At 44.6% G+C, this 21,636-nt stretch carries 13 protein-coding genes; 6 read left to right on the forward strand and 7 right to left on the reverse strand.

The window, feature by feature from the left end; all coding sequences use genetic code 11:
• The first annotated feature begins 50 nt into the window (after positions 1–50).
• From BMX50_RS16880 to BMX50_RS16900, 5 genes are all read left to right on the forward strand, one after another.
• A complete protein-coding gene (locus BMX50_RS16880) occupies positions 51–1,223 on the forward strand; it encodes an efflux RND transporter periplasmic adaptor subunit (protein ID WP_091211694.1) in 1,173 nt (390 codons plus the stop codon).
• A gap of 55 nt (positions 1,224–1,278) precedes the next feature.
• On the forward strand, positions 1,279–4,437 hold the full coding sequence (locus BMX50_RS16885) for an efflux RND transporter permease subunit (protein WP_091211695.1): 3,159 nt from the start codon (positions 1,279–1,281) through the stop codon (positions 4,435–4,437).
• A 36-nt stretch (positions 4,438–4,473) separates the two neighbouring features.
• Positions 4,474–5,883, forward strand: a complete 1,410-nt coding sequence (locus BMX50_RS16890; protein WP_091211696.1) for an efflux transporter outer membrane subunit — start codon at positions 4,474–4,476, stop codon at positions 5,881–5,883.
• A 251-nt stretch (positions 5,884–6,134) separates the two neighbouring features.
• Entirely contained in the window at positions 6,135–6,734 is a 600-nt protein-coding gene (locus BMX50_RS16895; RefSeq protein WP_091211697.1) for a TetR/AcrR family transcriptional regulator, read from the forward strand.
• 4 nt (positions 6,735–6,738) lie between these two features.
• Positions 6,739–7,335 carry a TetR/AcrR family transcriptional regulator gene (locus BMX50_RS16900; protein WP_091211698.1) on the forward strand — a complete coding sequence of 199 codons (597 nt, stop codon included), beginning with the start codon at positions 6,739–6,741 and terminating at the stop codon, positions 7,333–7,335.
• Here the strand turns inward: BMX50_RS16900 and rpiA are convergent.
• From rpiA to BMX50_RS16925, 5 genes are all read right to left on the reverse strand, one after another.
• Positions 7,332–8,027 carry a ribose 5-phosphate isomerase A gene (gene rpiA / locus BMX50_RS16905; protein ID WP_091211699.1) on the reverse strand — a complete coding sequence of 232 codons (696 nt, stop codon included), beginning with the start codon at positions 8,025–8,027 and terminating at the stop codon, positions 7,332–7,334. The two genes, BMX50_RS16900 and rpiA, sit on opposite strands and share 4 nt — an antisense overlap.
• Before the next feature lie 369 nt (positions 8,028–8,396).
• Entirely contained in the window at positions 8,397–11,618 is a 3,222-nt protein-coding gene (locus BMX50_RS16910) for an error-prone DNA polymerase (protein ID WP_091211700.1), read from the reverse strand.
• Positions 11,619–11,624: 6 nt separating this feature from the next.
• Positions 11,625–13,133 (reverse strand): Y-family DNA polymerase, encoded by a 1,509-nt coding sequence (locus BMX50_RS16915; protein WP_317040893.1) that lies wholly within the window; start codon positions 13,131–13,133, stop codon positions 11,625–11,627.
• 6 nt (positions 13,134–13,139) lie between these two features.
• Positions 13,140–13,874, reverse strand: coding sequence for an ImuA family protein (locus BMX50_RS16920; RefSeq protein ID WP_091211701.1), 735 nt, complete (start codon positions 13,872–13,874; stop codon positions 13,140–13,142).
• A 387-nt stretch (positions 13,875–14,261) separates the two neighbouring features.
• Entirely contained in the window at positions 14,262–16,010 is a 1,749-nt protein-coding gene (locus BMX50_RS16925; RefSeq protein ID WP_091211702.1) for a tetratricopeptide repeat protein, read from the reverse strand.
• Positions 16,011–16,109: 99 nt separating this feature from the next.
• Here BMX50_RS16925 and BMX50_RS16930 point away from each other — a divergent pair, with 99 nt between their 5' ends.
• A complete protein-coding gene (locus BMX50_RS16930; RefSeq protein ID WP_091211864.1) occupies positions 16,110–16,601 on the forward strand; it encodes a cupin domain-containing protein in 492 nt (163 codons plus the stop codon).
• Between the two features lie 37 nt (positions 16,602–16,638).
• Here the strand turns inward: BMX50_RS16930 and BMX50_RS16935 are convergent, their stop codons facing one another.
• Together BMX50_RS16935 and BMX50_RS16940 are read right to left on the reverse strand one after the other, a co-directional pair.
• Complete coding sequence (locus BMX50_RS16935; protein WP_167667970.1) at positions 16,639–18,903, reverse strand: tetratricopeptide repeat-containing sensor histidine kinase; 2,265 nt, start codon at positions 18,901–18,903, stop codon at positions 16,639–16,641.
• Positions 18,904–19,118: 215 nt separating this feature from the next.
• Entirely contained in the window at positions 19,119–21,467 is a 2,349-nt protein-coding gene (locus tag BMX50_RS16940; protein ID WP_143065200.1) for a PAS domain S-box protein, read from the reverse strand.
• Positions 21,468–21,636: the final 169 nt, after the last annotated feature.

Consider the following 21,636-nt stretch of genomic DNA (forward strand, 5'->3'; position numbering starts at 1 on the left):
CTGCAATGCCTTTTATATCAATTCAATCCAATAGCTACAAGTTTATATTTATGAAAAATACAGTTCAACTGCTAACCGGCTTCGGGGCCGCCTTAATTTTATTGTCGTCATGCGGCGGTGGTCAAAACCAGGGCGCCGCAATGGCCGCCGGCGGCCCGCAGCCGCCCCAAAGTTACCCGGTTTTTAAAATTAGTTTACATGATGCCACGCTGAACAGCGAATATCCCGCTACACTTCAGGGGCAACAGAATATCGAGATCCGCCCTAAGGTTGATGGTTACATCGACCAGATCTATATTGATGAGGGCAGCGTGGTAAAAAAAGGCCAGCTGCTGTTCAAACTCAGTGCGCCGCAATATGCGCAGGACGTTAATACTGCAACAGCAGCCATCAGCAGTGCCGAAGCAGATGTAAGCGCAGCCGAACTGCAGGTTAACAAAACCAAGCCCCTGGTTGAAAAAGACATCATCAGCCACTATGAGCTTGAATCGGCCGAGTATACTTTAAAGGCCCGTAAAGCTGCTCTTGCCCAGGCAAAAGCCAGTTTAGCCAACGCAAAAACCAATTTAGGTTACACCGTAATAACCAGCCCGGTTGATGGTGTGGTAGGAGCTATTCCTTATAAGTTAGGAAGCCTTATCACCGGCTCAACAGCGCAGCCTTTAACAACGGTATCAAACATTGGCAAGGTGTACGCATACTTCGCCCTGAATGAAAAACAACTGCTTGATTTTTCAAGAACGGTGAAGGGGAAAACCATGAACGAAAAACTGGCGAATACGCCGCCTGTTTCACTGGTATTGCCAGATGGAAGTACTTACCCCGAAAAAGGTAAGGTTGAAACCATCAGCGGGTTGATCAACACCGAAACCGGGTCGGCAAGTTACAGGGCTGCTTTTCCTAACCCCGTTGGCCTGATCCGCAGCGGCGGAAGCGCTACAATACAAATCCCCCAAACAATTAAAGATGCTGTGCTGATCCCTCAAAAAGCTGCTTACGAATTGCAGGGCAAGCATTTTGTTTACCTGGTTGATGGCAAGGGAGCAGTTAAAAATACCGAGGTAAGTGTTATGGATCTTGCAGCGGGCCAATATTATGTAGTTACTGATGGCCTTAAAGCGGGCGACGCCATTGTTACCGATGGGGCAGGTAGTTTAAAAGACGGTATGGTTATCAAGCCGGAAGTGCAGGAGAGTGCCGCAGTATACAAGGATCTAAAATAATTTTCAAAGCAACCTTGCCGGGTGTCTTTTGTCGCCTGGCATCAACATAAATAATATGTTACGTACATTCATTGAAAGACCAGTACTATCTACCGTAATATCGGTAATTATAGTAATACTGGGTATCCTGGGCCTTACCACCTTGCCCATATCCGAATACCCCGATATAGCGCCGCCTACGGTGCAGGTATCAGCATCATACCAGGGTGCCAATGCCGAAGTGGTAATGAAAAGTGTTATCGTGCCGCTCGAAGAACAAATTAATGGCGTAGAGAAAATGACCTACATGACCTCTACCGCAAGTAATGACGGAAGTGCAGTTATCACAGTTTATTTTAAACAGGGTACAGATCCCGATCTGGCAGCGGTAAACGTGCAGAACAGGGTGTCAAAAGCCACCAGTTTACTTCCTGCCGAGGTCACCAAGGCGGGTGTTACCACCAGTAAGCGCCAAAGCAGTATGGTGATGGTATTTACCCTGGCAAGTGATAACAAAAGCTATGACGAGAAATTTCTGCAGAACTATGCCAACATTAACCTGCTGCCCCAGATCAAGCGTATCAATGGTGTAGGCGACGCATCATCATTTGGTATACAGGACTACTCTATGCGCATTTGGTTAAAACCTGATGTAATGGCTACTTATGGTCTCGTACCGGATGATGTGAACAATGCCCTTGCCGAGCAGAATATCGAAGCAGCGCCGGGTAAAGTAGGAGAGAACGATAATCAGTCGTTCCAGTATGTATTAAAATATAAAGGCAGGCTTACAAGTGTGCCAGAGTTTGAAAACATCGTGATCCGTTCATCAACAAAGGGACAACTATTGCGCCTGAAAGATATAGCACGGGTTGAGCTTGGTGCGCAAAGTTACGCCAACGCAACTACCATGAATGGCAAACCTGCCGTAGGTATAGCCATTTACCAAACTGCGGGTTCAAACGCGCACGAGTTAATTAAAAACTGTGAGCAAACCATTGAGGCTGCTTCAAAAACTTTCCCTACGGGCATCAGTTATACTTCTCTTTTTAGCGTTAACGACTTTTTGGATGCCTCGATAGAAAAGGTTGTACATACGCTGATTGAAGCCTTTATACTGGTGTTTATCGTAGTATTTGTATTCCTCCAGGATTTTCGTTCTACGCTGATCCCGGCTATTGCGGTGCCGGTAGCTATTGTGGGTACATTCTTCTTTCTGCAATTGTTTGGCTTTACCATTAACCTGCTTACGCTGTTTGCCATGGTGCTGGCTATCGGTATTGTGGTGGATGACGCCATTGTGGTGGTCGAGGCCGTGCACGCCAAACTGGATCATGGGGCTAAATCTGCAAAAGCAGCTACCATCAGCGCCATGAATGATATCAGCGGGGCTATTGTATCCATCACTTTGGTAATGGCTGCGGTGTTTATCCCGGTTTCGTTCATCACCGGCTCAACCGGGGTGTTTTACAAACAGTTTGGTTTAACGCTTGCTATCGCAATCTTAATATCGGCAGTAAACGCTTTAACATTAAGCCCGGCATTGTGTGCGTTGTTATTAAAGCCCCATCCCGAAGGAGAGCATCATAAAACAGGGCTTTTGCAGCGGTTTTATACAGCTTTCAATACCAGCTTTGATACGGTTACCCGTAAGTATAAAAAATCGGTTGGCTTTCTTGCTGCTAAGAAATGGCTCGCTATTGCAGGGATTGCCGTTTTTGGTTTGATTTTTTGGTTCCTGCTTAAAATGACACCATCGGGCTTTGTGCCTAATGAAGATCAGGGATTTATTATTGGCGATGTATCCTTACCGCCCGCATCATCATTGGAGCGTACCACCCAGGTTATCGACCAGGTATCAGGCATGATAAGGTCATTGCCCGAAGTGGAGTCGACTATCAGGGTTGCCGGTCAGGGCATATTGAGTGGTGCGGGCGGTTCATACGGTCTGATCATGATCAAGCTGAAGCCCTGGGACAAACGTACAGCCAAAGGAACAGATGTGAACACCGTTATTGGTAAACTTTTTGGCATGACAGCAGGGGTTAAAGGTGCTACCATTCTGTTTTTTGCTCCGCCAACCTTACAAGGCTTTGGTAACAGCAGTGGTTTTGAGTTCCAGGTGCAGGATAAAACCGGCGGCGACATTGTGAAATTTGCCGAAATAAACGGCAAGTTCCTGGGTGCATTAAATCAGCGCCCCGAAATTCAATACGCCTCTACATTTTTTAATACCAATTTCCCGCAGTTTTTGGTTGATGTTAACGTGGCTAAATGTAAGGATGCAGGTATTACCGTAAACTCGGTATTGAGCACTTTGCAGGGATATTTCGGCGGTGTTTACGCTTCGAATTTTAATGAGTTTGGCAAGCAATACCGTGTAATGATCCAGGCCGATGCCGCTTACAGGGGCACCACCGGCAGCCTTAATAATATGTACGTGCGTAATGCCAATAATACCATGGCGCCCATATCGGAGTTTGTTACGCTGAAACGGGTTTACGGTCCGGAGTCTATCAATCGCTTTAACTTGTTTACTTCTATTTCGGTAACAGGTGCGCCGAAACCTGGTTTCAGTACAGGTGATGCCATTAAAGCTATACAGGAAGTTGGTGCTAAAACATTACCTGCCGGTTATGGCTTTGAGTTTTCGGGCCTTACCCGCGAGGAGATTGCCAGCGGCAGCCAAACTATTTTCATCTTCTTGTTGTGTCTGGTATTTGTGTACTTCTTACTAAGTGCACAATACGAAAGCTATATCCTGCCGTTTGCAGTATTACTTTCACTACCTATAGGTCTGGCCGGTGCGTTCATCTTCGCCAAAATCTTCGGGATTGAGAACAATATTTATTTGCAGATCACGCTCATCATGCTCATCGGTCTGTTAGCCAAAAATGCTATCCTGATAGTTGAGTTTGCGGTAGCACGCAGGCGAAACGGCGAAAGCATTGTGCAAGCTGCCATTGATGGCTCCGTTGCACGTTTAAGGCCTATTTTGATGACCTCCTTTGCGTTTATACTTGGTTTGGTGCCGTTGATGCTTGCATCGGGAGCCGGTGCCGAGGGTAACCGTTCGATAGGTACAGGTGCTGTAGGCGGGATGCTGATCGGTACCATATTCGGTGTGTTTGTGATACCGGTGCTGTTCATCATTTTCCAATCACTCCAGGAACGCGTCAGCGGCAAACCTACGGCCGAAGAAGAAATAGAGGTTGAAACGGAAACGGTAGCCTAAGCACAAATTTTCAAGAAATTATAAAGAAGCAAAAAAATGATCTATTCATATAAACGGCAAATACTGGCCACGTTGGCAGCAACGGCGGTATTTGCCTCATGTGTTACAAAAAAGTACCAGCAGCCGGTAGTAAATACCGATAAACTGTACCGCGATACTACCATCAGCGATACTACATCAATGGCTAATATGCCGATGAACCAGCTGTTTTCTGATACAGTACTGGTAAACCTGATCCAGGAAGGCCTGCGTGAAAACCTCGATTTGAAAACTGCTGTGCAGCGTATTAATGAGGCACAGGCAACTTTTAACCAGAGCAAGGCAGCATATTTGCCAAGCCTGGAAGGAAGCGCAACAGCAACAAGGGCAAAAACATCGGCGGCAAGCTTAAACTTCCCGCCGGAGTTTGCCAGCTCGTTCAATCTTAAAACAACCACTTACCAGGCTGCCCTCAACACCAGTTGGGAGGCCGATATCTGGGGTAAATTGAGCAGTGCAAAAAGGGCGGCCTTAGCATCGCTGCTGCAAAGTGATGCTGCAAAAAGGGCAGTACAAACCCAGCTGATAGCCGATATTGCAAACGCTTATTATAATCTGTTGGCGCTTGATCAGCAACTGGCTATCACTCAACAAACACTTACGATAAGGGTAAAAGATGTTGAAACTGTAAAAGCTCTGAAAGAAGGTGCGGTAGTAAATGGTGCAGCGGTGGTACAAAGCGAGGCTAACCGCTATGCGGCTGAGGTTACTATACCCGATCTGAAACAAAGCATCCGCGAGGCCGAAAATGCTTTAAGTATTTTACTGGCAAGGGCTCCGGGTACCATCAAACGCACAACGCTGAATGAGCAGAAGCCTGTAGCCGACCTGAAAACCGGCATCCCATCCCAACTATTAAAAAATCGCCCGGATGTGCAGCAGGCTGAGTTCGCTTTCAGGAGCGCGTTTGAAAACACCAACCTGGCGCGTACCTATTTTTATCCGCAGCTTACCATTACAGGGCAGGCGGGTTTATCAACCCTGCAGTTGAAAAACTTTTTTGATCATTCCATCTTTTACAATTTTGTTGGTGGTATTACTCAGCCTATTTTTAACAAAGGCCAAAACAGGGCACGTTTAAGAACTGCGCAGGCCCAGCAACAGGAGGCCTATTATGCTTACCAAAAATCACTGCTTACAGCAGGGCAGGAGGTAACCAACGCACTGTTCTCTTACCAAAATGCTATTGAAAAGCAAGGCTCAAGAGCTAAACAATTACAGGCACTTGAAAAATCTGTCGATTATACCAAGGAGTTGCTTCGTTACAGTTCGGCAACTAACTATACTGATGTTTTAACTTCAGAACAAAGCTTGCTCGCGGCGCAACTAAGCGGTGTTAACGACCGTTTGCAGGAGTTGCAGGCAGTAGTTAACCTTTACCGCGCCCTGGGCGGTGGCTGGAAATAAACAAGTTTTTAATTCCTCTGTTATTCATGAAGCCCGGCTTGCTATTGAGCAGCCGGGCTTCTTTTATGAGCAGCGGTGATTTTGACATATTTTGAAGTTGTTTAAACATTTATTATCTATGCCAACTAATTGATATTTAAAAAACCTGTTACAATACCATTGTCTATAAATTATGTTAATAAATAATGTATCTAATTGTTTATTAATGAGTAAATTAAAGTAAAATATGCTTGTAGCTACGAGGTTAAACCATGGGAAGTAAAGAACGCATATTACGGCAAAAGGACGATACACGCCGAAAAATACTCGACGCTGCGTTGGATATGATTAAATGCGAAGGGTGCGACGCGTTAAGTATGCGAAAGCTTGCCGAACATATTGAATACACGGCTCCTGCTATTTACGAATATTTTGAAAATAAAGACGCGCTGTATGTAGAACTTGCGCGTAACGGCCACCTGAAATTGGTAGCCATGGTTAAAATAGCCAAAGATGCCCATACCGGAGCAGTGCAGCAAATGGAGGCGATGTGGCTGGCTTATTGGAGTTTCGCAATTACTTATAAAGAGCTTTACCAACTGATGTTTGCCGTTGGAACCGGCTGTTGCCCGGTAGAGAACCAGATTAGCGAAGCAAAGCTTTTTCCGGAAATGGTTTCTGATGTGATACGGATGCTTTATTTACCCCACGAAGCAAGCGGCGAGGAGATTCAAAAAAAATACTATACCTATTGGGCTATAATTCATGGTTTGATAGCTATTAATATGATCCAGCTTACGCGCGATGAGAAAATGAACCAGGAGATACTGATCGATGCTATCAAAGGGATTAATGCGCTGATAACAGGATAAAGCTATGGTTGATAAGGATCGGATTTTAAGCGGGTGTGAGCAGCTTTTTCTTGAATCGGGCATAAAAAGTATTACCATGGATGATATAGCCCGGCACTTGGGAATCTCCAAAAAAACAATTTATCAGCATTTCAGGGATAAAAATGAACTTGTTACCACGCTGGTAAAACAGCGGCTGGCCGATGATGAGGCCATGCTTTGTGCTATTATCAGCGATACTGGCAATGTGATGGATGAGATGGTTGAGTTAACCCGGTGTACAGGAGAGATCTTTTCGAGGGTAAATCCTGCTGTATTGTTCGATCTGCAAAAGTATCATCATGAAGGTTGGGGACTTTACCTGCAGTTTAAAACAGGTTTCCTTGTAAATATTATTGAGAAACTTTTAAGAAAAGGTATTGAGCAGGGCTATATCCGCCCCGAAATTGATGCCAGGATCATAGCCATTATGCGCGTAAACCAGATTGAGCTCGGTTTTAACGCCTCCATATACCCACATGCCGAATTTAATTTATGGGATGTTCAGCTACAGCTTTTAAATCATTTTAACTATGGCGTTTGTAGCATAAAAGGTATAACGGTTTTGAATAACGCCGATTAAATCTTTTGTTGAGGTAAAATAGTCCTGATCCCGTTTTCTCCTGCTATAATTGCTTTTGTTGCTATTTGATAGAATAATGAGTGTTCAACAACACCCGGTATCATTTTTACAAGTGTATTTAATTTAACAGGTTCAGGTAATTCGGTGAATAGAAGATCCACAAGCATATTGCCATTATCTGATATCAGCGCGCCGTCTTTTTGGGTACTCATGCGCTGCGTAAGTGTTGCCGAAGGGAAAAGAGCGCTTAACTTTGCCAATACGATTTGCAAGGCCTGTGGCAGAATCTCGATAACAAGCGGATAAGTTGCATTAAGCTGAGGCGAAAATTTTCCTTCATCGCCCAGCAAAATAAATTCCTGTGCCATTGAAGCCAGTATTTTTTCGGTAGTATGGATGCCGCCACCGCTTTTTAGTGCATTGAGCTCGCTATCAAACTGATCGCAGCCATCAAAGTAGATATCCAGTTTATGAAGCAACGCCGGCGACTGGATGCGCAACCCGTGTTTGCTTAATAGTTGGGTTGTTTTAAATGATGATGATGTAAATGTTAATGAAGCTGCAAGCTCAGGGTTTTGAGCTAACATGTTAACCAAATGAGCTATTGTGCTTCCTGCTCCCAAACCGATAGTTTGGTTGGGGCTTATTAAGGTTAAAGCGGCTTTTGCTGCTTCCAGCTTGTAATCAATCATGGCGCTAAGATACAGCACCAGCCGCTAATAACCCTGGTCAAATTATTTCTTTTAGTCGTCTATGCCCTCCCATAAGTGCTGGGTATGATGGGCTGATATTGTTGATGTTTTCATGTTATATTAATCGTTATTATTTTATACTTCTGTTATTTAAACTGCCCAAATTTGATTGTTTTCTTAATTGTAGAGACGCATCACATGCGTCTCCCACATGCAATTACGGTAGCAAAATGATATGCAAGGCCGTTTGTCCTAACGGAGACGCATGTGATGCGTCTCTACGAAAAATCTTCATTCATTTTTAGACAGATTCTTAATTCATCTTATACTAATGCAGACGAATGAGCCGCAAAAACATTTTAAAAAATCTCATTTAAAATTTCGTCCCTTGTGAAATACCTCTTTTTGTTTGCTTTGCTGAACCTGTCCTTTGTTTGAACCTGCCGGATAAGGAGCCGTTGTTTCATCGCTTCGGGATAATGTCATTACCGGCTGGTCATCATTACCAACGGTTGTCAATGTGCTCAACAGCTTTGATAAATTAAAACAGCGCCGTATAATAACATGGATCACCTTGCCCTCAATTTGTAAAACGCCCTCAACCATGAGTAACCGTGCTTGAACAATATCCTTGCGGTATTTATCAAAGATCTTTTCCCAGGCTACCAGATTGGCAAAGCCTGTTTCATCCTCAATGGTGATAAATAAAATACCCTTGGCAGTGCCGGGCCTTTGCCGCACAGTTACCAAACCGGCAACTTTTATTTTATCTCCATTTTTAAGATTAGGTAATTCGGCAGTTGGGGTTACCTGCAGCATATTGAGCTGCTGCCGTAAAAAACTAACCGGATGCGCCTTTACAGATAGGCCGGTGGCTGCATAATCCTGTACCACATGCTCGGCATCTGTCATAAATGGCAAACTGATCTGGGTTTCTTTAGTGCTTTCTGACGGTTGGCCGGTAAACAGGCCTATTGGTTTATCACTAAGGGCTGGCACTTCCCATAGTGCCGCCCGGCGGTCAAGGTTTAACGATCTGAAGGCGTCGGCATCGGTAAGTTTTTCGATCTGGGCCTGAGGCACACCTGAATCGCTTAAATGGCTGATACTGGTATATCCCGCACCACGACCAGCTACGAGGGCCTGCATATCATTTTCATTAAGGCCCTTTACCTGTCTGAAACCTAAGCGCAATGCACGGTATGCGCCATCTTGTTCTTCAAGGGTATTATCCCAAAACGAGTGGTTAATATCTACAGGTCGTACAACTACGCCATGCCTCTCCGCGTCTATCACAATTTGCGCAGGCTGATAAAAACCCATTGGCTGGCTGTTTAACAAGGTAGCTGCAAATACATCGGGATAATGATATTTAAGCCATGAAGAGATATAAACCAAATGTGCAAATGATGCCGCATGACTTTCGGGGAAACCATAACTCCCAAAACCTTCCAGCTGTTTAAAAATGCGATGGGCAAAATCTACTTCGTAACCTCGCCTTGTCATACCATCAACCAGTTTTTGGCGAAACTGGCTTACCAACCCTTTAGCTTTAAAAGTGGCCATACTCCGGCGTAGCTGATCCGCTTCGGCAGCAGTAAACTCTGCTGCTACCATGGCTATTTCCATCGCCTGTTCCTGGAACAGGGGAACACCTTTGGTACGGCCTAATATCCTGCGTAATTCTTCTTTAGGGTAGCTTTCTTCTTCCAACCCGTCACGACGCCTCAGATAGGGGTGAACCATGTCACCCTGGATAGGGCCCGGGCGTACAATAGCTACTTCTATTACCAGATCATAAAATTCCCGTGGTTTAAGTCGTGGCAGCATCGACATTTGCGCGCGGCTTTCTATCTGGAAAACCCCTAATGTATCGGCATCGCAAATCATATCGTAAACCTTCGGGTCTTCGCGCGGAACGTTCTTTAAATCGTATGAAATACCATAATGCTGTTTGATGAGATCAAAACTTTTGCGGATACAGGTAAGCATCCCGAGGCCCAATACATCAACCTTAAGAATGCCGAGCGCTTCCAGGTCGTCTTTGTTCCATTCCAGTTGGGTGCGTTCTTCCATGCGGGCATTCATTACCGGGCATATATCAGATAGCTTACCCTGCGTAATAACAAAGCCCCCTGTATGCTGACCCAACTGGCGCGGGAAACCCATTAACTGTTCGGTAAGCACCAATACTTTATGCAGGGCCTTATCATCAGGGTTAAGCCCCTGATCAATGATCCGTTGACGGTCAAAGGCTTCCTCCGAAAAATCCCAGATAGCGCCCGACAGTCGGTTAATGGTATCTATAGATAAGCCCATGGCCTTGCCAACATCACGGATAGCGCCTTTATGCCGTTCCTGTGTAACGGTAGCTACAATGGCCGATCGGTCGCGGCCGTATTCACTGTAGATCCACTGGATGATCTCTTCCCGGCGTTCATGCTCAAAATCCACATCAATATCAGGCCATTCATCCCGCGCATCAGACATGAAACGCGAGAAAAGCAATTGCGTTTCTGTAGGATCCACAGCGGTAATAGCTAAGCAATAACATACTGTAGAGTTAGCTGCCGAACCGCGCCCCTGGTAAAGTATACCTAATTCTGCCGCTTTGCGGGTATACCGGTAAACCCGTAAAAAGTAAGGAGCCAACCGTTTTCGCTCAATAAAGGCGAGCTCAAACTCAATTTGTGCCTTAATACTATCAGGTACATTATTGTTGTACCGTTGCCGGGCACCCTGCCAGGTAAATTTGGTTAGCCGCTGTTGAGGGGTAAGACCGTCGGTATTAGGTTCTTCGGGTTCAATGTATTTAAGGGTATCTAATGAAAACTGGCAGGCTTCGGCTATTTCGGCAGTACGGGTTATGGCATCTGGATACTGGCGAAACAAACGTTCCATTTCATCCGGGCTTTTCAAATACCGTTCGGCATTGGCGTTGAGTTTAAAACCAGCATTATGAATGGTGCATTTTTCACGCACGCAGGTAACAACATCCTGCAGCTGCCTGCGGGCTGCTTCATGATAATGTACATCATTGGTAGCCACAATGGGTACGCCCGATTGTGCCAGCCTGTGAAGCCGTTTACCGTCATCAATATTATAAGCGCGGGAGGTTGCAAGGTAAAGCTCATGCCCAAAAGCCTCCTGGTACTCTTTTAAATCTGCCTTGAAAGTTTCATCAAAATCAAAACGGCTGTTAAGTGATTCAGGTGGTACTGCTATAAATTTGATGCCTTTAGCGTATTCATACACATCCTGTTTATACAAATGGCACTGGCCTTTTTCGGCCCGGAGGTTTCCCCGGGTAAGCAGCCCGGAAAGGCGCGACCATGCATCCATATCTGTTGGGTAAGCCAGCAGGCTGGCACCATCGAGCAGATCAAGACGGCAAGCCGGAATGATTTTAATATTGACATCATCTGGTCTGGTGGCTAAGTGTGCACGTACAACGCCGGCTACGCTGTTGCGGTCGGTAATGGCAATTTTAGTATGACCGAGTGCTGCTGCCTGCATTACCAGTTCTTCGGGGTGCGATCCTCCCCGTAAAAAGCTGAAATTAGTGGTTACCTGTAATTCCGAATAGCCCATAATACCTTATGCAAAAAATCCGTGAATAAACCATTGCCCTGCCTGGCTGCCCGCATAATGCCCCGACCGGAACAGCCAGTAGCGCCTGCCATCCTGATCTTCAACCTGGTAATAGTCACGGTGTTCACCCTCATCAAGCCACCATTCGCGTTCTATACGCTCGGGGCCGTCAGATCTTTTAATGTGGTGCGTTTCATTTTTGTAGATGAACAGCATTGGCGGATAATCGGGAATAGGAGAGGTTACCTCTATTTGCTGGGGGTGAGGAAGCAGGATCGACGGGCGTGGCCGGTCTTTTCGCCAACTGGTTTGTGGCTTTTCATTAATAGAGATGGCAGGTTTGATGCTTCTCTCCGGCCAGTAACGTTCCTGGGGGAGATAACGGTGGATGCTGCCTGCACCAATTTTATTGGCCAGTCTGTCCAACAACTCAGCCAGATCCGTATCATCCAGGCCGCAGCTTTCTGATTGCCATAACACCTCTTGTTCGGGTTCTACATCATCAATTTTGGGAGCTTCGAGTGTGAAAAGTTCAATACCCAATGCGGGTTCCAGCGTAGGGATTTTAAGTTCAAATAGCTTGAACAAATGACCAATATGGTGTGACGCGCGATTGGTACCGATATCAGCACTGATCACATGCCCATCCACCCGGTAGCATTTTAAAATTGCTGTCCGCAAACCTTTACCTTCACCTTGTAAACGGATGCAAAGTTTTTCGAGCAGGGTTTTAATGGCAATTTCTATTCCGGTAGCTGTACGGATGGGTTCCAAACAGGGTAGCCTTTCGGCGTAAGGTTCAACAGGATGTAATAGTTGCAAAGGCTCGTCTATGTTGCCCAAAGCCTGATCGAGTCTTAATAATAATTCCGGCCCAAAACGTCGGCGCAATACCGAGCGTCCCATGTTTATGAAAGTTTTAATAGTATAAAACCCCAGTTTTTGCAGTCTTTCAATAACCAGTGGTTCAAGGCGCAGGGCAACAGGGGGTAATTGGATTAATGCATCGGCTTGTTCACCTGGAGGGATAATTGGTTTTACTTTACCAAAGCGGGCTATGGCCCATGCTGCTCCGGGGGTATCGGCCATGGCGCCACGAACATCGTAGCCTTTGCTTCTTAGGCGGATAACAATTTCTTTTAAATATTCCTTTTCGCCACCCCACAAATGGGCACAGCCTGAAATATCAAGCAGTAACCCATCTGGCAAGTCGGCAGCTATCAGTGGCGAATAACGGATACACCATTCGCCCAAAGCTTTGAGCAGTTTATCGGCCTGGCCGGGTATATCATCAATAACCTGAAGATCGACTATAATGGCTTTTGCATCGGCGGCCGTCATACCGGCAGCTACACCCTGTGCTTCGGCCAGGGCATTGGCTGCTGTAATTATAACACGACCACGAACAGGCGAAGCAAAAACAAAAGGCACAGGTTTAAGTTCGGGCCGCCGAAGGGTGAGCCAGTCTGTCAATAAATGACGAAACCATAAAGAAACAAAGCGTTTGTTCATCATACCTCACTATCCGGCTATCCTTTCGTGTAAATCTATTTGTACGGTCTTTTCTTCCTCTACCGGTATAAAATTGCCGTCGATCCATTCCAGCTTCCAGCTGCCGGGGTTGCCATTGCGCACCCGTAGCAGGTCAATTTGCCAGCGCGGGAAACCCAGACCCGGCAAACCATCATGGGGTTGGCTTGGCAGGGGAGTTATTTGCCAGCGGGCCACACAGGTTGTTGAACCCAGTTTACGCGGATCGTTACGCAGCAAAAAGCCGGTTACCTTGCTGTTTTCAACTGCCAGTTGCAAACGCCGCGATTGTGCAAAGCTTATTTCCCTCACTTCGGCTATTACGGCGGCGAGGCCTTCACATTTTAAGGCTTCTTCCATTACCCAAAGCAGGTCTTTTTCGTGTTGTACATCAATGAATATTACCCGGTGAGGCTCTACATTGTAACTTGCTAATGCCGCCGGAAATAATTGCCTGTGCATGCTTACCCATAAGCATACGCCGCCTTGCTGCATGAGCCTGGTAAGCAAACCTGCTATAAGCCCGCCGGTTGCTGCAGCATGCTCATAAGTAGGACATAACATTTCATGTATTGTACCGGTAGGGAAAACACCATTCGGAAAAGCAGATTCCAGCGGCCCCAAACCAATACCTTTAGTTTTACATCCCAAAGGCGGTGTAAAGCCCTGCCAAAGCAAAATATCCTTTTGCAAACGGCTGATGATATCTTTTTGAGCTCCCGGCATTACATGTCATTTTTAGCTATAAACCATCTTCAGAATACTACTGTTGAAATGGAATGACAAATATAATGCTAAAAATATTAGTATTTGTTAAGTGATGAATAAATTTATAATTGGTTGATTTTTAATAAAATGGTGGTGTTTTGGACTTGATTGATGAGCTGTGTATTATTTAAAATACAGGCTTGTCAACCTTCACTGGTCGAAGTTTAGCGATAGCGTAACTTCGTCCTAAAACAATGGAAGCATTCTGCTTCCGTATTCTGGATTATTAGCTAAATGAATTAAACCAACTGTATTATTACTTTTTATACAGTTAAGCTGGAAGCTTAACACATTTTAGGACGAAGTTACGCTATCGCTAAACTTCGACCAGTAGTTGATTTACAGTTAAAACACGGGCTTATCAATTTCTATATCCTTTATTTTCCAGGCAGTTTTTAATTGTTGTTTTACTTTATTTAAGGCTGTGGCATTGCTTGTGTTTTGATAGGCCAGCTGAAGGCCGGTTAATGCCCAGCCATTATTGGGGTTAATTACAAGGTCTTTGTTTAATACAGTTACGGCCTCGTTGTACCGGCCTGCTTTCAACAAAGCATTGCCAAGGTAATGCCTTGCGGGCAGGGGCCAGTCGCGGGGTTCGTTATAGATCAGGTGATCCTCGGCTGTAACGGCCTTTCGTAAGATATTAATGGCTTCGGTGTATTTTTTTTCGGCGGTGGCAATACTTCCCTGTAAAATAAGGCTGGCAACACTTGCAGATTCATAGGCACTGCTGAAGTTATCAATTGGTGCCTTTAAAGATGGGTCCTGCATTTTAATTTCCAGCAATTTGAGTTCATGCCTGGCATTGATTGCATTGCCTTTGCCGCACCATGCCATCCCTTTTGAAAAATGTAGTAATGCCGATGCATAGACAAGCGAATCAACAGGTTTTGCATCTAAAATATTCGCCCATTTACCAAATCTCACTGCCGTTAACACCGGTTGCATATAAACGTACTGGAAAAAGTTACCATCGGCGCCTTTTGCAGCTAAATAATAGGGTGGCAGCGCTGCCTTTGCATCATAGGCTGCGGCAAGTGCTGTTTGATAGTTGCCCGCCATTTGCGCACAGTTTACTTTTAAATGGATGTTATGAATCTTGTATAATATATCCCCGTTTGCTACAGGGCTATACTGTTTAAGGTAAGTATTATAACCTGCAACAGCGGCTGTATTATTGGTAATGCCCTGCTCATAATTGCCGGTACGGATATAAATATGCGAAGGCATATGTGTTATGTGCGATACCTGGGGCATCAGGGTATCCAGTATATGAGCGCTCTTTAAAGCCATTTGCGGGGTTGCGGAAGCCTCCATGGTATGAATATAAAAGTGATTAGCCCCGGGATGTTTCGGGCAAATAGCTATGGCCTGTTCTAACAGGGAGCGGATCTGGGGTGTCCATGGTTTGGGTTTAAAATCATGGGTATACAGGTCCCAGGGATGGAGTAATAACAACGCATCGGCATAAAGGGTTAATACTTCGGCATTTTTAGGATACTTTGAATATACCACCTGCATGGCATCGGCATAATTGGTTCTTAGCTGTTTTACTGTAAGGGTACTATCCTTACTATAGCGATGCTGCATGGCGGCAATAAGCTCTTTTTCGAGCGGGGTGCAATTGGTGCTTAGTTTTTTGCTTTTTTCTGATGCTTCATAGGCATCGGCTGGCGGGGCATAGCCGTTTGGATAATTAATAGTAGGGCCCATAGCCAGCGATTTCCCGTACCAGGCCATTGCACAGTCGGGATCAAAACGGGTGGCTTTGATAAACGAGGCAATTGCTTCGATAGAATGAAAACCATAGTACATGCTTATGCCCTGGTTAAAATAAAACTGTGCACTATCTGATGAGGTGGTAATTTTCCATTGGTAATTACCCCAGCCATTCAATGCCGGAATATCCGGAATGCTATCCGTTCCGTTGTACACAAAACCGCATACTACAGCCTTTTTAACGGTGCCTTTATACAATATTACTGCCGCCGTTGTAGTGTTTTTTTGATACCGGAAATAATAAAAGGATTGCGCGGTAAAAAAAACAACCATCAATCCCAAAAAGCTTTTGATTAAAAGAAGTTGATTTTTCATTGTAATACATTGATTAGGTATATGCAATTTAAGCTTTTTACCAAACTAATGCGCTCAATATTAGTTAGATTAGAGCTCACTTTAACAGGCTTTCAAAAAATGGCTCATAATATAATAACCGTAAACGAAAACGAAGGGCAAACGCTTGCCGTAGTTGGCGATACATACCGCATCATTATTTCGGGTAAACAAACAGGTGGGGCTTATGCCGTTATTGATATGCTGGTACCGCCGGGGGGAGGGCCGGGGCCTCATGCCCATGCAGATATCCAGGAGTCGTTTTATGTAATTGAGGGCGAAATTCAATTTAAAACTGAAGGGGGAATATATAAAGCTGAAAAGGGTTCGTTTGTAAATATCCCAAAAGGCGGCGAAGTACATTGTTTCAGGAATATAAGCAATATCACTGCTCATATGTTATGTACTGTTATCCCGGCAGGTTTGGATGAGTTTTTTGAGGCGATAGGGACACCGGTTGCCCCGGGTAGCTTCTTGCCTCCACCTGTTTTAACTGAAGAAGCTTTGTCAAAGCTGAAATCTGTCGCCGAAAAATACGGCCAAAAGCTCTATCCCCCCGATTACTTAGGATAAAGTATTTTTGATGAATGATGGGTTAAACTGAGCAGGGTTAATCAAAGAAATAATCCTTTTCCTCATAAATTTCAACGCGGCTTTGTTCAATAGGGAAGGTTATCATTAAGGTAACGCCACGGGTATTTTCAACCGTAAATTTCCCTTTTAACTGTTTACCAAGCGCTTTCATCATTTCCATACCTAAAGAATTAGCTTTGTTAAGGTCAAAGCCGGGAGGGAGGCCCCTCCCGTCATCAGATACTTTTAAAACAGCATAGTCACTGTTCCAGGTAAACAGGCTTACCACAATTTCGCCGCCGTTATGATCAAAAGCATATTTTATGGCGTTTGTGATGGCCTCATTTAATATTAAACCAATAGGTACCGCCATGGCCGGATCAAGATTTAGCGGATTTAATACCTGCCTTATTTTTATATGTCTGAAACTTGTATCGAATGAATCGCTGAGATAATCAATCAACTCGCCGATATAAGCAGGCATAGATACAAGGGCCGAGGTTGTGCTGCTGTAAAGTTTCTGGTGCAAAAGTGCAATGGCGTTTACCCGGTGCTGACTGCCGCGAATTGCTTCAAGTGCAACATCATTTTGTAAATAAGCCGACTGTGTATTCAAAATGCTCATCACAATTTGAAGGTTGTTTTTTACCCGGTGATGTACTTCTTTCAGTAACCATTCTTTTTGTAACAGCAAATCTTCCAGCAAAACGTTTTTTGAAGTAATCACTTCGTTGCTTTTTTGCTTATGTACATTTTGCCGGAACAATAAGCCCGCTATAACAAGCAATAAAAAGATGGCGCCGATAGTGAGGTTTTTAACCTGGTTGGCCTGCTTTAAATTGTCCTGTTCGAACTTGCTCTTTTGATTTAAAAGTGCAATTTGGATTTCTTTTTGCCGGGTTTCATATTCAATTTGCAGTTGTTCTATTTGTTTGCTTTTAGTGCTGCTAAATATCGAGTCTTTAATAGTATTGGCCGAAATAAGATGATAAATAGCCGACTGATACTGCCGCCGGCTGGTGTCCAAACCAAACCAAAGGGTTTCATTGGTACCCAAATCATTATCATTGCCAATTTTCTTCAACAAACTTTGGTTTAGTTTGAGATATTTTAATGCCTCGGTAAACCCGGCGGTAGCAGTGTAGTACTTAATAATCAGTTCGTAATAACTGCTCCGTGCGTATAGGTTGAGGTTAGGATTGTTGGTTTGTCGTATCAGCTCATCGCAATAGCGCTTAGCCATGTCATACTGTTTTAAAGCCAGGTAAATTTTAAGATAGGTTTGACTTACCTCATCACCTCCTTCATACAGCTTGCCCGATGGATATGCGAATTTTTGAGTTACTTGCGTTAAAAAAGCTTTGGCTTTTTGTGGCTGCTTCATCCGCAGGTAAACATCAACTATGTTGCCCGCCAGCAAATAAATGGTTGCATTGTCTTTTTCAGATTTGGCAATTTCCAAAGCGCGTGAAAAATAATTGATAGCCTTTTGGTTGTCGCCAAGCTTCATGAAATCATACCCCAGGTTATTATTGATCTGGCATATCAGCCGCACATTGTCGGCATTGCTTGCAGTAGCAATTTGCAGTGCCTTTAATTGATAGTTGATAGCAGTTTTATAGTCGCCCTGAGTATAATAAAGTCTTCCTAATAATGCATAAAGGCCCTGCGTTTCTGTGTAATGTGCCTGGTCATAGTACTTTAACGCCTTTTTAGCTTCATCAAAAGCCAAAGTATAATTATTCATCATTTGATGCAGGTCGGCCAATAACCGGTAACAGCGGGCGAGTTCAACGAGGTTATTTGTACGTTCAAATGCGTTTACCGCCTGGTTTAAACAATGGATCCGGGAAACCATTGTTTGTTGTAGAAAATCCTGGCTGTAATACTCAGATAGTTCAAAATAAGCCTTACCAAGCAAGGGCCAGTTATGTGCCTGTTTAATATCCTGTATGGTTTGCTCAAGTAATGTGCGCCCGCTTTTTAACTCACCTTTTGATTTATAAAATGCCGAACGGATCAAAGCAATGCGAAAGTTAATTTCGGCCTGCGGAGTGCTTCGGTTAAGCCGTTCGGCCTGGTTGATAAAATAAGAAGCACTATCCAGTTGTTCGGGGGAAGGATGACGCAAATGGCTGAAAAACTCTGCAAGTTGCAACATGGAGTTGATCGGGTTTGCATCAGGACGTGAAGGACTCTTTTGCAAAAGCAAAGAATCAACATGGCGCCTGGTAATTTCCTGGGCGTTTACTGAAATAACGAAAAGCAAACACAGGGCAATCAGAGTGCATTTTCGTATCATATCAGCTCGTTTCATCTTCGGTTGTGAGCAGGGATGCATCAATCTTTTTTTAAATCTAAGTATATTCAGGAGTATCTGCTAATTTATCGTTGTATTAATTATTGTAATGTATTGGTAATTAGATATTTGAGTTTTGGTTCTTTGTTGCAGGCCTGGAAGCCGGCAACAAACTTAATATAGGTAGTTGCATAGGCAGTTAACAAACGGGTATGAGTTTAAGCTACCGGTAAACTGAAATAAAAAACAGACCCCGCACCGCTTTCACTCTCTGCCCAGATCTGACCCTCGTGCCGGCGGATGATCTCGGCACTTAAATAAAGGCCAATGCCAAAGCCGGAGATGTGACGTGTGTTATTACTTTCAACCCGGTAGTAACGGTCAAATATCCTGGGCAGGTCCTGGGCATTTATCCCCATGCCCTCATCCTTTACGCTAACCTGTGCAAAGCCATCAACCAATGCACATTTTACTTCAATTTCCCGGCGTTTGGGCGAATATTTAACAGCATTGCTAATCAGGTTTGAGATCACCGACCCAATCTTTTCCCTGTCGGCGTTGACCTGTATATGATCGCAAATGTTAATATGGATAATATGACTGGAAACCGTAAGTCCATATTCTTCAACAACTTCCCTGATCAGCAAATCAAGATCAAATAATTCTTTATCGATAGCAATCTTACCCGATTCCAGGCGCGAGATGTTCAGGAAGCTGTTAATCATGCTGCTCATTCTCCTTGCCTGTATCTCAGCTTTTTCCATTGCTCCCGACAAAAAATTATCGGGGTTGTTTTTCAACTTAAGGTTCGATACCTGTATCAGCGCCATTAGTGATGTTAACGGCGTTTTAAGTTCATGGCTTACCATGCCTATAAAATCATTTTTTCGCAGCTCGTCCTGTTTTTGTTCGGAGATATCCCTGGCTATCTTGGAAACCCCCGTGATGTTTCCCTGGCTGTCACGTATAGGTGAAATGGTGAGGGACACATCAAGGATCCTGCCGTCACTTGCAAGTCTCTTGGTTTCAAAATGTTCCATCCGTTCGCCGTGTTTTAAGCGTGCGATGATCTGTGGTTCTTCATCCTGTCTGTCCGATGGATGCAGTTTAAGAATGGACTGGCCTAGCATTTCAGACGCTGGGTAACCAAAAATCCTTTCGGCCGATTTGTTCCAGCTGGTGATTGTACCATCCAGCGATTTACCGATGATGGCGTCATCTGAAGATTCGACTATGGCAGCCAGTTTGGCGCTGTGTTCTTCTGCTTTTTTCTGATCGGATATATCCAAAGCAATCACCAGTCCGGCATAAACCGTCCCCCGCTCATCTGTTAATGGCACATAATCTACCTGCAGATCATCGCCGCCGGCGCTTTTAAGTTCAGTCCTGATCTGCTCGCCGTTCAGCATCCGGTCGTAGTATTTCCTGTTTGCTGCATATCGGCCTGGAGAGGAAACGTCGGCAAGGTGTAAACCTGCATAGTTACCGTCATGGTAGCCTAATTTTTGCATCAGGTCACCTTCCATCGTTATCAGGTTATGGTTTTTATCTATGACAAGGATCAATGACCGGGGGATATTTACAGCGATAGAGCGGAATAAACGTTCTTTTTTCTGTATCTCCTCCCGGCTTCTTTGTAACTCTTCGTTACTTGCCAACATTTCTTCGTTTGATGCTGCAAGTTCTTCGTTAATTGCTGTGAGTTCTTCATTGAGGGCCTGTGTTTCTTCTTCGCTCTCCGCCAAAGATTTAGTACGTGCCGCTACCAGTTCTTCCAGCGATCCGTTCATCAGTGACAGCGCCTTTTGGGTCTCAAAAAGTTCTTCATTAATTGAGGTGAGTTCTTCATTGGCAGTGGTGATCTCCTCGTTGGCAGCTGTAAGTTCCTCATTAAAAGCGGCGGTTTCCTGTTCTTTGAGTTGCAGCTCGCGCTGCAGACTGTCTTTTATGTGCACATCGCGCATTACATTGAAATAGGATAATAAAGCGATTGCGATGGCAAGAGCAAGGGCTGTCACTATAGCTGCCGGAGCAATATGCGTATAACGTTCTAAAATTGCCTCACGCTCATTCAATAGTTTACGTTCGGCATTTTCTGCCCGGTCAACAGCAAGGCGCAATGCATCCATGGCCGATTTTCCTTCTTCCAGGTCGACGGCAGAAATAGCCTGTTGTTTTTGCTTTTTTAAAACCAGATCCTTCAGTATCGCCATTCGGCGTGTTAGTATCGTACGGATCTCGGCCAGGTTGGCTTGCTGCCCCGGATTATCGGCAGTTAATGTACTCGCTTCAGCAATCAGGCTCTGGGCTTTGAGGTAAGCGCCATTATAAGGGCCCAAAAAGGAAGCCTTACCTGTGAGCAGGAAACCCCGCTGGCCTGTTTCTGCATCTTTCATCAATGAAATCGACTGCTCAAGCTTTTGAATTACCAGCGTGCTATGGCCTACAGCTTTATTGCTGCTTAGCAAATTATTAATGGTACCATAGGAAACAATTCCGACGATTAGCAGGATCAAGATCGAAAACCCATAGCCAAGCTGTAAATTGCGGGTAAAGTTTAGTTGCATAAAGATACCGGGTATCACTGGTGTAAGTAGATGCAATAAAGTTATGCTTTTGCAAAAAAATCTACAGGAATAATTGGCTGCAACTGTTAATAAGTGTTTGTGGTAACATGAATGTTACATAATTGATAGGTTTTAAATTTACTTAATAGTTTAATTTGACTCCCTGGCT

It is taken from the genome of Mucilaginibacter gossypiicola, from assembly GCF_900110105.1.
Classification (GTDB): Bacteria; Bacteroidota; Bacteroidia; order Sphingobacteriales; family Sphingobacteriaceae; genus Mucilaginibacter; species Mucilaginibacter gossypiicola.